This window comes from Psychrobacillus glaciei, from assembly GCF_008973485.1.
In the GTDB taxonomy this organism is placed as follows: domain Bacteria; phylum Bacillota; class Bacilli; order Bacillales_A; family Planococcaceae; genus Psychrobacillus; species Psychrobacillus glaciei.
The window spans coordinates 608869-622010 of sequence record NZ_CP031223.1 but is presented as its reverse complement, the minus strand read 5'-3'; the positions used below and the strand labels follow the sequence as shown (position 1 = coordinate 622010).

At 34.8% G+C, this 13142-nt stretch carries 14 protein-coding genes; 4 read left to right on the top strand and 10 right to left on the bottom strand.

All coding sequences use genetic code 11. The features are described from left to right. Nucleotides 1-66: 66 nt before the first annotated feature. The 5 genes from PB01_RS02895 to PB01_RS02875 form a co-directional block, all read right to left on the bottom strand. Nucleotides 67-1158 (bottom strand): ABC transporter permease, encoded by a 1092-nt coding sequence (locus tag PB01_RS02895; protein ID WP_151698788.1) that lies wholly within the window; start codon nt 1156-1158, stop codon nt 67-69. Then, nucleotides 1155-2381 carry an ABC transporter permease gene (locus PB01_RS02890; protein ID WP_151698787.1) on the bottom strand — a complete coding sequence of 409 codons (1227 nt, stop codon included), beginning with the start codon at nt 2379-2381 and terminating at the stop codon, nt 1155-1157. Before PB01_RS02890 ends, PB01_RS02895 begins: the two co-directional genes overlap by 4 nt. A gap of 16 nt (nt 2382-2397) precedes the next feature. After that, nucleotides 2398-3330 carry an ABC transporter ATP-binding protein gene (locus PB01_RS02885; RefSeq protein ID WP_151698786.1) on the bottom strand — a complete coding sequence of 311 codons (933 nt, stop codon included), beginning with the start codon at nt 3328-3330 and terminating at the stop codon, nt 2398-2400. Between the two features lie 408 nt (nt 3331-3738). Continuing rightward, nucleotides 3739-4374, bottom strand: coding sequence for a response regulator transcription factor (locus tag PB01_RS02880; RefSeq protein WP_151698785.1), 636 nt, complete (start codon nt 4372-4374; stop codon nt 3739-3741). Between the two features lie 2 nt (nt 4375-4376). Further along, nucleotides 4377-5465 (bottom strand): sensor histidine kinase, encoded by a 1089-nt coding sequence (locus tag PB01_RS02875; protein WP_151698784.1) that lies wholly within the window; start codon nt 5463-5465, stop codon nt 4377-4379. 244 nt (nt 5466-5709) lie between these two features. Here PB01_RS02875 and PB01_RS02870 point away from each other — a divergent pair, with 244 nt between their 5' ends. Next, nucleotides 5710-6126 (top strand): helix-turn-helix domain-containing protein, encoded by a 417-nt coding sequence (locus PB01_RS02870; RefSeq protein ID WP_151698783.1) that lies wholly within the window; start codon nt 5710-5712, stop codon nt 6124-6126. Next, nucleotides 6038-6874 carry an IS3 family transposase gene (locus PB01_RS02865; RefSeq protein WP_192797447.1) on the top strand — a complete coding sequence of 279 codons (837 nt, stop codon included), beginning with the start codon at nt 6038-6040 and terminating at the stop codon, nt 6872-6874. Before PB01_RS02870 ends, PB01_RS02865 begins: the two co-directional genes overlap by 89 nt. A gap of 261 nt (nt 6875-7135) precedes the next feature. Here PB01_RS02865 and PB01_RS02860 read toward each other — a convergent pair whose 3' ends face one another. The 5 genes from PB01_RS02860 to PB01_RS02840 form a co-directional block, all read right to left on the bottom strand. Continuing rightward, a complete protein-coding gene (locus PB01_RS02860) occupies nt 7136-8446 on the bottom strand; it encodes a DUF4179 domain-containing protein (RefSeq protein ID WP_151698781.1) in 1311 nt (436 codons plus the stop codon). Then, on the bottom strand, nt 8439-8957 hold the full coding sequence (locus PB01_RS02855) for a sigma-70 family RNA polymerase sigma factor (RefSeq protein ID WP_192797446.1): 519 nt from the start codon (nt 8955-8957) through the stop codon (nt 8439-8441). Before PB01_RS02855 ends, PB01_RS02860 begins: the two co-directional genes overlap by 8 nt. A gap of 507 nt (nt 8958-9464) precedes the next feature. Further along, the gene (locus PB01_RS02850) at nt 9465-9914 is read right to left on the bottom strand and encodes a DUF1569 domain-containing protein (protein WP_151698780.1); all 450 of its coding nucleotides are present in this window, start codon (nt 9912-9914) and stop codon (nt 9465-9467) included. Nucleotides 9915-10247: 333 nt separating this feature from the next. Then, complete coding sequence (locus PB01_RS02845) at nt 10248-10811, bottom strand: NADPH-dependent FMN reductase (RefSeq protein ID WP_151701941.1); 564 nt, start codon at nt 10809-10811, stop codon at nt 10248-10250. Between the two features lie 188 nt (nt 10812-10999). Next, complete coding sequence (locus PB01_RS02840) at nt 11000-11758, bottom strand: NAD-dependent epimerase/dehydratase family protein (RefSeq protein WP_151698779.1); 759 nt, start codon at nt 11756-11758, stop codon at nt 11000-11002. Between the two features lie 86 nt (nt 11759-11844). Here PB01_RS02840 and PB01_RS02835 point away from each other — a divergent pair, with 86 nt between their 5' ends. Together PB01_RS02835 and PB01_RS02830 are read left to right on the top strand one after the other, a co-directional pair. Continuing rightward, nucleotides 11845-12849 (top strand): hypothetical protein, encoded by a 1005-nt coding sequence (locus PB01_RS02835; RefSeq protein ID WP_151698778.1) that lies wholly within the window; start codon nt 11845-11847, stop codon nt 12847-12849. A 47-nt stretch (nt 12850-12896) separates the two neighbouring features. Then, the gene (locus tag PB01_RS02830; protein ID WP_151698777.1) at nt 12897-13079 is read left to right on the top strand and encodes an SE1832 family protein; all 183 of its coding nucleotides are present in this window, start codon (nt 12897-12899) and stop codon (nt 13077-13079) included. Nucleotides 13080-13142: the final 63 nt, after the last annotated feature.

Here is a 13142-nt window from a genome sequence, read left to right as displayed (position 1 = left end):
TGAGAAATTATTAATTTCTAATCAAACAAAAAAGTGGCTTGAAAATTACTTTTCAAGCCACTTTTTTTACGTATTTCGTTTTTCAATTATATTTATACCAATACCCATCATAATAACCGCCATTAAGAGTAAAATGCTCATTGGCTCTAAAAGCTCACTATAAGAATAGCCATTCACGGTAGCTCCGTTTAACAGCTGCATGCCATAATTTACAGGTGTGATTTTTGCTAAAAATAACATTACTTTGGATGTTACAATTTCAAGCGGCCAATAAGCCCCTCCAAGCATGGCAAGTGGTACTGACGTGATGGTCAAATAAGACATATATTTTCCAGCTGATCCAGCTAATGATGCCAGTAAAATACAAAGCGCTACAATTGCTAAAACATATGGGATTAAAACAATAAATGTTTTTGCAAAACCCCCATAAAAATCCACTCCTGCAACGTAACGAAACGTACAAAAAATAACGACTATTTGTATATAACCGATCAAAAAGCTGAAAAGTAAATTACCCGCATAAATTTCCCATTTATTAACAGAAGATAAAATGAGTCGATCCCAAATACGGTTATGTTTTTCCTCCATAATAGGATATACATTATTTGCTATTGTGTACATAACGAAATATAGAGAAAAACCAAAGAGACTATATAATCGACTATCATAAACTATTTCCTTATCATTTTTAAAGTTATACTGCTTCACTTGAAAAACTGGACTTTCTTCCGCTTCCATTAACACTGCTTTTACTTTGTCAGGTTTATCGGCTTGTGCTAAGATACTTTTATTCTCTAGCATTTTTGCATATACAAGTCGAAGTTCGTTATTGATCAGCGGTATACTCGTTTCATCCGAAGCATGGATGATTGTATACCCTTCTTCCGATAGCTGAACTGCTGCAACGGTTTGCCCTTCTCTGACTTCCTTTTCCGCTTCCTCTTTTGTAGCTTTAACAAATAAAAAATTTTCTGATTTGTTAAGATGTTCCACTAGTTCCTCAGAATTTGTAAGAGCAGTATACACTGGTATTTCAATTTTCCCTTGCCCACTTAATCCAACCATATAAGCAAAAGCTATACTAATAGCAGTCATAATAATAAACGTTGCAGGTTTTCTTAGAAACAATTGGAACTTTGCTGCGATAATACCAATCATACTACTCCCCCCTTTCTTGGAAATAGCAATATCGAAACGCTTAATAAAACAATTGTTAAAATAGCAAGTACGTACAAATGACTACTAATTTCCTTCAAGCCATCCCCTTGCATTAATTTTAAATAGGCAGACATTGCTGCACCATTAGGTGTCAAGTTTCCAACGGTATTAAAGAATGCAGAAATACTACTTACTTGAAAAAAACTTCCCCCTAAAAAGGATAGAACTGAGGCAAACATCGCTTGAAATAAATTAGAAGCATTCTTTGATTCCGTACGAAAATTAATAGATGTCAACAAAGTAGCAATAGCACCAATAACAGAACTAAGCATGATCGTTATGAGTATAAACAAAGACAATGTTGGGAACTTTACCCCGTAAACTAAAAATGCTCCACCAAATAAAACCGATAACTGTATAAACACTAACAGCAATGTCGATGCAAAAATGCTTAACAAATAGGTCCAGCGGGATACATTTGCAAGTAAAATACGGTCAAATAGATGCAACTTTTTTTCATCATAAGCCATTGTAGAGGCTTTTACTGCTGCAAATAGTACGAACATGACACTCATACCAATTGTATAATAAGCTCTTGCCTCCACAGGTTTATGCTTATCGATTGTTTGAATATCAGAAATGATGTTTACGTTCATCGGCTCTAATAAATTATTTTTCCCAAGAAGTACCGTTCTCGAATACTGTTGCTGAAATGAATCTATTAAACTTTGTACTACATTAGCTGATAAGCTTTTCGTTTCGTTCGAATAAAGGATAAGTTCGGGCTTCTTTTGATTTTCTATAAAAATTGCTTGAATTGTATTCAAGTTAAAATGTTCTGGGACTTCAATGATGGCATCGTACACACCATCTTTTTTGGCTTCATCTAATTGATCTGCACTTAATGTTTCTAATATGATAAAAGAATTTACTTCTTCATTGTTAAATAATTGTTCCTTTAAACTAGTAATTGGTAATAAGTTATGAACATCCGTAATTTTTCCGAATTGTTCTATAATATCTGTTAACTCCTGCTGTTCACTTGTATGCTCAACAATCGCTACTTTCAACTTCATAGGCGGTCCGCCGTCACCGTCCATTATTGAACCAAGGGCAAATCCAAGAATACTTATAAGAACAAATGGCATCAATAATAGAATAAGTAACTCTTGTGGGCGACGAAGAAAGAAGAGGAATTGTTTTTTCATAAAAGCAATAAACATTTTCACTCACCCTTTCTTAGTTTCGTAGTTCTTTTCCAGTTAAATGAAGGAACACATCCTCTAAACTTGGTGCATCCACATCGACACTCACTAATATGGCTCCAGTTTGTTCAGATAAAGATAATAACTTAGGAAATAAATTCACATCTTTCGCAACGGTCACAGTAATAGTCTCACCCTTTTCCTTAAGCTGTGAAATAACCGTTTCACGTTTTAACCCCTCAACAAACTCCGTTACAGTGCGTTCAAGCTTTATACGAATCGTTTTTTCAGAGGATAAAATATTTTTAATCTCATCTTTACTTCCAGAAGCGATAATATGACCTGAATCCATAATGTAAATGCGATCACATAGATACTCTACTTCTTCCATATAATGACTCGTATATAAAATAGACACTTTCTTTTCTTTATTTAAAAGCTTCACAGTTTCTAAAATATAATTTCTAGATTGTGGATCTATACCAACTGTCGGTTCATCCATAATTAGAAATTCAGGCTCGTGTATTAGCGCAGCACCGATGTTAAGCCGGCGCTTCATTCCCCCGGAATAATGTTTCACAAGCTTTTTAGGTTGATCCTGTAACCCAATTTGCTCCAGTACTTCTTCTATTCGTGCATTTAGTTGGGCTTTTGGCATTTTATGAATGCGACCAAAAAACTTTAAATTTTCACGTGCGGTTAACTCTTCGTATAATGCGATTTCTTGTGGGACCACCCCGAGTATTTTTCGTAATTCATTTGGATGTTGCAATGCACTTTTATTATCAATTCTCACATCTCCATTTGAAGTTGGAATGAGTGTAGAAATCATCGCAATTGCCGTCGACTTCCCTGCACCATTCGGTCCAAGCAATCCTACAATCTCCCCTCTTTCAACATAGAGACTAAGATTGTCTACAGCTTTTATCTTTTTAAACGTCTTGGATAACCCAATTGCTTCTAACATATCGATCTCTCCCTTCTGCTCTACTATACGATATTTGCAAATAGCCCCCAACTATCTAAAGTCATTTCGACATATGACCTCCGTCACTATAATGTTGCGGGTATCACGTCCTATATTGCGCATACGCCTTGTAATGTAGCGAGTAATCAATAAAGTCCACACTTTTCAAACTAAGGGGATAAACTGAGATTTTCTGAGATACACCCGTTTTTTTTTGAGATACTCCACGGGAGAATTTGAACATTATTTATTAAGTATGAGTCACAAAGTAGTTGCTCCAAATCGCAAGTTCACTTTTCAAATTGAATTATGCCTTTTTAGAAAATGCTTCATTCGAAGACACAAACAGTTTAAACCTTTCACATAAAGAAAGGAGTTGCCCCATAGTATTTTTAGGGACAACTCCTATTAAACTAAATTATTTTTTACTGCATAAATTGCAAGCTGGGTACGATCACGAAGTTCTAGCTGTTGTAAAATATGCGTAATGTGATTTTTCACCGTGCCAATGGATAGGAAAAGTGCCTCGGCAATTTCTTTATTCGTTTTTCCTTCTCCTACTAGTTTCAGAATATCAATTTCTCTTGCCGTTAAAGTATGCGTGATTGTTGGTTCGCTATTTTTTTCTAAAAGTCGAGGCATCATTTTAGCCGCTACTTCTTCATTTAGCACAAGGCCACCCGATAAAATACTATGGATGGCTGCTATAAGTTTCGTAGGTTCTGCCGTTTTTAACATAAAGCCACTTGCCCCGTCTTTTAATGTTTGGATTGCATATTCATCATCGTCAAAGGTCGTTAATATCAAAATTTTAACTTGCGGCCAGCGCTTCTTTATTCGTTTCGTTGCTTCCACACCATTCATCTCAGGCATCCGAATATCAAGTAGCACAATATCAATCGCATATAGTTCCAATGCTGAAATTGCTTCTTTTCCATTACTTGCTTCTGCAACAACAGTAAAATCATTGTTTTGATCTATCATCATTCGCAACCCCTGCCGAACAATCGCTTGATCCTCTACTATTAAAACCTTTTTTGACATGTTCAATTCTCCTTTAAAGGAAATGATCCTTCAATTTGGAAGTGCTCCTCTGTTCGTAAGATTCGTAGTTCTCCTCCTAATTCCTCTACTCTAGCTTTCATATTGGTTAGGCCAAATCCCATTTCAATTGGTGTAACACTGGATACTTTATTGCCCACTAAAAATTGTAAGCACCTAGTAGATGTTTGTCTAAGTGTTACCTCAACTTCCCGTGATGCACCGTGTTTCATCGCATTCGTTAGTGCTTCTTGAAGCATGCGGTACAAAGTAATGCTCTGTTCATTCGTAAGCGGTATAGACAGCGCACCTTTCTCTGTTATAAAGCGAACGAGTAGATGACTTTCGGATTCTAGCTTACGAATAAGCAGGATCACTGATTGTATACCGGTTATTTCTTCTTGCTTTAACTGGCGAACAGCATGCCTCGTTTCTTCTAAACTCTCTCTTGCTAGTTTTTTTAATTCGACAATATTGGGATAGTTTCCTGTCATCGAATCCATTTCTAACTGCATTAAAAGTGCAGTCAGTTTATGTCCAACAGAATCGTGAATATCTCTGGCCACACGTGTACGTTCTTCTAATCGAACAACTTCCTCCTGCTGTAAAGAGGTACGCTTTAAACTTCGATACTCTCCAAGTAGCTCTTCATATAATTCACGCTTCTCTTTTGTCTCATTAATATAGCGATTGAGGAACAAACAGCCAATACCGAACAAAACAAACAATCCACTGATTGCATAAGATGTATGTGTGTATATTAAACTAGGAAGAACAAGTACAAAAGATACGACAACAAGCACCCATAATGGTCGAGTCTGTAAATGAAATGCACCTTCTAGTAAACTTAGTGCTATTAGAGGTAACATATATTCAAAGCTAGAAGTCCAAAACAGCGTAAAAATAATGATTAATTGTCCTAACAAACAAAGAAATAGAGGCTTTTTTACAATAGGAATAAAAAAATGCACGGTTAACGATGTTGCAAACAGCGTAATGATCAATGATAACGAGGAAGATTCATTATATGCAAAAAAGATAAAAAACAACCACAGTAATGTAAATGCACTAAAGCGAATCGCAAATTGTCTCATTCTAAATGCTCCTCAATAGATTAGTTATTTCTACAATAGCATTTTTCACTACTCATTAGGAGCTGTATACAGAATATTATAACTTCCAGTGATTGCACTTGAGATTTTTTGACCACTTACTACCAAATAAAAAGACTCAAAAGCTGTTTACAACAACTGGACTAACCTAAAATAGTGAGACAATATAAAACACCTTCGGTAATGGTACACTTAAAACAAGTACTTAAATCGGAGGTGTTTTTGCATGGGCAAAAACGTGTATACAAGCGAGATTAAATGGGCAGTCGTCAAAGAAAAAATGAGTGGTAAACTAACAACGAAAGAAATTATGGAGAAATACGGAATTAAGAATAAATCTCAAGTTGAGACATGGATGAGATGGTATAGAGCGAATGAAATTCATCGTTTTGACCAACCGATTGGGAAACAATATACGTTTGGGCATGGGCCTGATTTTAAAAGTGAAGAAGAGAAGAAAGATACGCAGATGAACCATTTAAAAATGGAGAATGAGATTCTAAAAAAGTATTTGGAAATGATAAAGGAGTTGAAAACACATAGTTCTTCAAATCGTGGAAAAGTTCCGGAAAAACTATACAGTAAGTGTCATTTTATCAGCCTTAGAAATACCACGTTCCAGCTTTTATCGTTGGTTAGCTGAAGGTGTTGAGAAGATTTTAACCTTAGCAGAAGAAGCAATCATCGAACTATGCAAGAAAACGAAATACCGCAATGGTCATCGTAAAATAAAGGCGTTATTGAAAAGAGATTATGGAATTAAATTAGACCGCAATACCGTTCAGAAAACCATGCAAAAGTTTCATCTTCAATGCAAAGTAAAGCAAAAAAGAAAATGGAAATCTCAAGGTGAGTCAGTAGTAATTGCCCCAAATGTATTGAATCGTAACTTTATAGCTAGTAAACCGAACGAAAAATGGGTAACGGATATTACGTATATTCAATATGGTAGCGTCACATTATATCTTTCGACGATCATGGATTTATATAACAATGAAATTGTCACTTATAAGCTTTATAATCACCAACAGACTCCGTTAGTCATGGATACGTTGCGTGAAGCGTTAATAGCTCGCGGAAACCCCCAAGGTGTTATTGTTCATTCTGATCAAGGAAGTGTCTATACATCGTATGCTTATCAAAATGCCTTGAAGGAAAACCATTTAGTTAGCAGTATGTCCAGACGTGGAAACTGTTGGGATAATGCAGTAATTGAGTCCTTTCATTCTAGTTTAAAAACAGAAGAGTTTAGCCTAGCCAAGTTTAATTCATTAAGTAATGTCAGTGTTGTGCAAAGAATTGACGAGTATATTCGTCATTACAATGAAGAACGGATCCAAGAAAAATTAGGCTACCTTACGCCAAAAGAATTTGGCATTGCGGCAGCCTAAAAAGGTGTTTTATATGTGTCTCATATCGCTAGGTCAGTTCAAACATTGAGTCTTTTTTACTTTAAAAATCATCTTTTATTGATTTGAGTGAGCCCGAACAAGCTCGTCGCAGAATTGAGTGCTCCCGTATGTGATTTGGTTGCTCTAGTGAATGAAATGGTTGCTCTCACTTATGCATTGGTTGCTCTCACTAGTGAAATGGTTGCTTTCACACTTTATTTGGTCTCCCTTAGCCATTTAGCGGAAAACAAATATGCAACTTTATTTAATTTGAATCGAAACAGAGCCGTCTAAGTAATTTGGATATGAATATAAATAGAGTTTGATTGGATTTACAATGTTTTTAGAATCCAACTCAATAGTTGTGTAATTATATTCTCCATCCGCATCACCATGCATACTTTGCGATGGCGTATCGATCCTTTCTCCATTTGCATTTTTAGCATCTCCAAAAAGAGAATACATGTGATCTTCCTTTATTTGTGGAATTTTTACTTCAACTGAATTGTTGTTAATGTTCATAACTTCCAATTTGCCGTCTGACGGTTTATTCAATACTTCTTTTTTCTCCATATCAATTAGTAAATAACTTTCATCCTTAGGCAGTGCCTGCACTTTATCGAATTTAAAATAAAGCTTTTTCGGTTCTTTAAAATAGTTACTTTGTAAAAAATAAGTTCTTTCTATGTTTTCTACTCCACCAAAACCACTTGTTCCATTTTGAATAGAACTCCATAGTTCCCCCTTTTCATCCTCAATACGCATATCTTCAAATTGGAGAATCTCCATATTATTCTGTTCATCAAATTCTATATTTACTGCTACGCGAAGTGGATAAACGGTAATTTCTTTCACCAACATCTTTTGACCATCCATCTCTACTTTTTGGTTTACTGAGTAGACTTTCCCTTTTTTAATATCATTTTTAATAGTAAATGGAATAGTGAAAGTCGTTTTCTTTTCATTTTTTATTTGAAAGATCAATTCGAATTGCTGAGAGTTAAATTGCTTTGCTTCTCCAAATGTAAAACTAAAACGTTCGACTATTCGATTTGTTTTTTCACCGACATATCCAAAAGAATAGGAAGAATCATCACTTAGGTTTCTATCGCCGTTTAATACATCAATATTTCCATATCGAATATTCTCAATTGAAAATGGAGCCTCCAGTGTATAAAAAATCTCCATTCCAGTCTCATCTAAAATAACCCCATCTATAGTGAAAGTCATATCGTCTTTCACTTGCCTGACACCTATTGGTTCATAGTATTCATTTTCTATAATAGCTTCTAATCCTTTATCAAATTGAATTAGATCAACAAATCTCTCCATCCCTGGTAAAGAGGCAATCGCGCTTGCAAAAGCAGGTGATACACGAATAGATGTCACGAAGGTGAGCATTAGGATAGCAGCAACTGAAAAAGTCCAAAGCATTTTCTTTCGTTTTCTTTTTTTATTTTTTGCCTGGAGCAAACCTTGCTGGATTGCATTCGTTATTTGTTGGTCAGGAATCTCGATTTGTTCCAATTGCTTTCTTGATTCGTCCAACATTTCTTCTTCTTTTTCATACATGATCTACATCTCCTTTCTCTGCTAGGAAACTTCTCAATGACTTTAGTGCCGTATGGAGTCTCGATTTTACGGTCCCTTCTGGAATTTTCTTTATTTCAGCGATTTCTTTAATCTTTGTATTTTGAAAGTACTTCAGAAATATTAACTGTTGCTCGTCACTAGACAAGGATGCGATAGCTTCTTCCAACTCCATAGTAGAATCCACTGAATAGCCCCCTATTTCTTGTAGAACTTCATTTGAAATAAATCGCTTCTTCTTTTTCAACTGATCTTGGCAGTAATTCATCATAATTCGAATAAGCCATGTTTTCATATAATTTGGCTTTTTTACAGTATGTATTTTTTCAAAAGCTCTGAATGTTACTTCTTGCATTGCTTCGACAGCATCGTGTTCATTTTTTAAAAATGCAAAAGCTGTTCTATATAAATCTTCTTTATGTAATTGCATTAATTGTATAAATGCCTGTTCATCCCGTTTTATTGCGTTACTTGCGACTTCCACTTCATCCACCACATCACCCCATTTCGCTTACTGTTATACATTAGACATTCGAATGATGAAAAAGTTCATTTATTTTAAAATAAAAAAAAGGATGTCTCCATCATTTTTAACACGTTCAATTCAGTAGCACAAAATGCAAATTAAACGACGAAAAAGACCACTAATTCACTTATAGAATAGTGGTCTTCTAAATGCCTTTATATCTTACGTTTATAGGCAAATAGAGTTCGTTTTAGCAGTTCAATTAGCGGATACATACAATAATTATTTAAGGTGACTTTTTCTTGTAAAACTAATGTCATTTAGATGGTTAATTTAATCGAGATTAGAAATGAAAAAGTTGTTGAAATCAAATAAAAAAGGACCAGTTACAGTCCTTAAATAACATTATTTGTTCTACAATCACGTTCGTTTAAGGCAAAACAAAAGATTATAAAAAGACATACAGTTGGTTGCTTCAAATAAGATACTTTCTTCAACTAACGTTGCACATCGTTTCATTTTGTTTTTTAATGTTTAAACTTGAAACTGTTTAAAATGATGGTCAAGGTGCTTGTATATTCCTATACCCCATTGCTCAGAAGTTAGCTTTCCAAAAAAAGGATGTGGATGAGTTGTGCACTTTTCTGGTCCGTTATTTTGGAATGTGATAATTTTTTGTTTAAGCTTTTCTTTTTCTATGTCAAATTCTCTATCATCTGCAATCAAAATGGTTGGAATAGTAGACAGATTATGGGGCAATGTCTTGTCATTGTACATGATTTTTTTTGCAAACCTACCTACTATTATTCCTAACCAACTCCTTGGTGGAAAAGAATTTCCCATTGCAATGTCTTGGAAAGATGAACAATGCGCTAGCATTTGGGCAACGTTCATTTTTCCCCATTGTGGTTGTGAATTTGGACTCAATTTGTCAATACGCTTTAATAATTCTACTGTATCTATATGATTAAAAATATTTTTCATTAGTGCATATCCCCTTTAATAATAATGAGTCAACCTTTTTAACTTATTTGGTCAGTTCGTTGAATAATCCGGCTTATTTCTCCTTCTTTTATTATAACAGAGTAATTTTATATATCTTTTAACTTTCGATAATTGGATTTCGATTTCTTGGACACTCGTCGAGTTCAAGCGAACGAAAATAGCACCGCGATTAACGGTGCTATTTGTTACTTAATATAGTGGCGAAACTATCGCCTGAAATCGTGTTAACTCTCGTGTTATTTGAAACATTTTTTTATTTTTTGAACAGATCAACTAAACGGGTTTCCATCATTTGAGGGACATCCTCTAAAATTAGTGCGTATCAATTGGCTCTTTGCAAAGCGTTTTGCTCATTTCGGCGTATTGTACGAATACACGCGCTAGTTCCCGGAGACGATTATGCACATCTTCATCTACTATGACGTTATTATTATCAAAATGACTCGCAAGTGTGTAAACATAGTTTGGTGTGACAAGGCATCGGAAGTAGTCCAAAATTGGCTTAAGCTGATTTTCGATCACTAAGTGATGTTGATAAGTCCCGCCGTTTGCTACAATAGATACTGGTTTATATCGCATCGTTTTGGGATGTAAAAAATCAAACATATTCTTTAGTACACCAGGAATGGACCCTTGGAAAATTGGTGTTGCGATAATATAACCGTCTGCCTGTTCAAATTTACTTACTAGCAGTTTCATATCATCGTTGTATTTGTCAAACGGTCTTCCATCTACGAATTGATGTTCATAATTCGCCAAATTCACAATTTCTAACGTATAATCCATATTTAGCTTTTCTATATAGTCTTTCACTTGTTCTAAAATGACACCTGTTTTTGAGCCGATAATTGTTCCATCTACAAGTAGAATTTTCATCATTAAGAACCTCCTTTATCCGTTCCTAATTGTATCAAATAAGAAGGACTAATTTAGACAAAAAGTGTTACTTTTATAAAGTTCATCCTTTTGGCTGAGAACCCATATCACCTTAATTATTTGATATTACACAAAAATTTATCGGATTAATGCAGTATATGCATCCGCTTAATTAGCTGTAAATCAATTCATTTATCTATTTCTTCTTTTTCTACAAATATATCTTTTCGTTTTTCCCAATTAAACAATTCTTCCCTAGCGATGGGCTGTTCTTCCACTTCTATAAGGGGCTTTGCTTTTAAAATTTCGAGCGATTTATAGAGCGTAACTTTATTTTTATTTGCCCAAACAGCAAAATGGACCATTGCATAAGCTAATTGTTTTCCATCAATAGAACGAAATCGTTTTAATGGTCCCACTAGAATGGGATTTAATAATTGAAAGACACCTTCTGCAAGGCGTTCTCCTAGTCGGAATTCCTTTCGATGTCCTGTGAGTAATGACGGTCTAAAAATAGAGAGCTTGGGAAGATTTAAATCAATAAGTTGCTGCTCCATTTCACCTTTGATGCGACTATAAAAAAACGGAGATTTCTTACTAGACCCTGCTGCTGAAATAACAAGCATATGGTGTATCCCTCTTTTTTTAGCTAATGAAGCAATTTGCAGGGGATATATTAAATCAACCTTTTCAAAATTTGCTTTCGTTTTTGCTATCTTCATTGTCGTTCCTAAACAATAAAAAAGATCATCTGCTATTTCTAAATCTTTTTCTTCTAGCATATCAAAATCTTTTATTTTCATTTCTAATTTAGGATGTTTATAGGAAATATCTCTTCTGGCGATTACAGAAACAGAAACATACTCTTCGCTTTCACAGAGCTGTTTTACTAATAAGCTTCCTGTTAACCCCGTTGCTCCCACTACAATTGCGGTTCTTTTTCCCATTTCGATATAGCCCCCTTTCTAATAGTCATAAGCACCTGTCCAGTTCCATACAATAAATAGAATATGTCAGGAAAGGAAGATGAATATTGAAACTAGCTTATCTTTTAAATACATTTTCACACCGTGGATTATATCCTGCTGATCGAGCAAAAGTACTACTCCCTGCTTTAAAATTTACTGACTCTAAAGTTTTTGTGCCTAGTTCAAACACAAGTCTTATTGAATATTTAGTTACGCAAAATATCAAAGCTAATATATACAAAAATAATGGTCAACTTTTAGAAATACTAAAACTTTTTAACCCAAATTGTATTATTCATGATAGTGGAAATTCCGAAAAAGACCTTATTCGACATTTAAAATCGTTCAACTGTCCGCTTATCCATTTTGATGATCACGGTGATGGTAGCGCTTTAGCGGACATCGTATTTCAAGCACTATATGAAAATCCAAAAGACTTATCAAAAGCAAATTATGTATATGGACCTACTGGTTTTATCCCCACTCATCAACTAATCTATAAAAATAATAACATGTTGCAGGATCCGCCGCATATTGTCGTAGCCTTTCCTTATGAAGATCCTGAAAATTTAACGTATCGGACTTTAAGACATCTTGTGCAACTGCATATTCCACTGCAGATTAGTGTTGTGGTCGATGAATATTACAAACACGATATAAACGAACTTAAAAGGTTCGCGCTTACCCGAAAGTCCATTAAAGTTATTTCCACAAAAGAGCCAGAAGCTTATATATACAATAGTGATATCGTCATAACTTCTGGTGCTTACACCCCTTTCTTAGTGGCTCAGCAAAAAATTCCTTGCATTGTGCTTTGTGCACATGAGGAAGAAATGAATTTTGCTTTTCCTCAAGAAGAAAACGGCTTTGCAAACTTAGGGCTAGGACGTAAGATAAAACAATCGTATTTACAAAACGCAGTGATGGAAATCATTCTACATGACAACAGAAGAAAAGCTTATATACAAAAACAAAAGAACTTTCAATTTAGTTCTAACTTAGAAGAAGTAGTAAAACTTATCGATCAGACAATCGCAAATAAAAAAGAGGAACAAGAAATAGTACGCTAGCCAATTTTTTATGCTACAATAATGCAAAAAGCTGAAGGTGAACATTCATGACAAAAGACCAACTACAGATGCAAATAGCTGAGTTAAAAATGGATTATATTAGCTTACAAGGCGACATGGAAAAACTGGAGTCTAATGGATATCCAGCTCAACTAGAAAATGCTGAACGTAGACTTGCCAAAATGGAAGAAGACCTTGCAACATTAAACAAACAGCTTGCAGATTTGTAAACGGATTGCTTTTAGATTGTAGACTACTTGTATTTTCGAAGGTGACACCTTAGACTGTTTTGA

Coding starts and splice junctions, on each gene's coding strand:
- PB01_RS02875 (WP_151698784.1), bottom strand. CDS start 5,465: ATGAGACAATTTGCGATTCGCTTTAGTGCATTTACATTACTGTGGTTG.
- PB01_RS02885 (WP_151698786.1), bottom strand. CDS start 3,330: ATGTTAGAAGCAATTGGGTTATCCAAGACGTTTAAAAAGATAAAAGCT.
- PB01_RS02850 (WP_151698780.1), bottom strand. CDS start 9,914: ATGAAAAATATTTTTAATCATATAGATACAGTAGAATTATTAAAGCGT.
- PB01_RS02860 (WP_151698781.1), bottom strand. CDS start 8,446: ATGTATGAAAAAGAAGAAGAAATGTTGGACGAATCAAGAAAGCAATTG.
- PB01_RS02880 (WP_151698785.1), bottom strand. CDS start 4,374: ATGTCAAAAAAGGTTTTAATAGTAGAGGATCAAGCGATTGTTCGGCAG.
- PB01_RS02870 (WP_151698783.1), top strand. CDS start 5,710: ATGGGCAAAAACGTGTATACAAGCGAGATTAAATGGGCAGTCGTCAAA.
- PB01_RS02845 (WP_151701941.1), bottom strand. CDS start 10,811: ATGAAAATTCTACTTGTAGATGGAACAATTATCGGCTCAAAAACAGGT.
- PB01_RS02895 (WP_151698788.1), bottom strand. CDS start 1,158: ATGATTGGTATTATCGCAGCAAAGTTCCAATTGTTTCTAAGAAAACCT.
- PB01_RS02890 (WP_151698787.1), bottom strand. CDS start 2,381: ATGTTTATTGCTTTTATGAAAAAACAATTCCTCTTCTTTCTTCGTCGC.
- PB01_RS02840 (WP_151698779.1), bottom strand. CDS start 11,758: ATGGGAAAAAGAACCGCAATTGTAGTGGGAGCAACGGGGTTAACAGGA.
- PB01_RS02830 (WP_151698777.1), top strand. CDS start 12,897: ATGACAAAAGACCAACTACAGATGCAAATAGCTGAGTTAAAAATGGAT.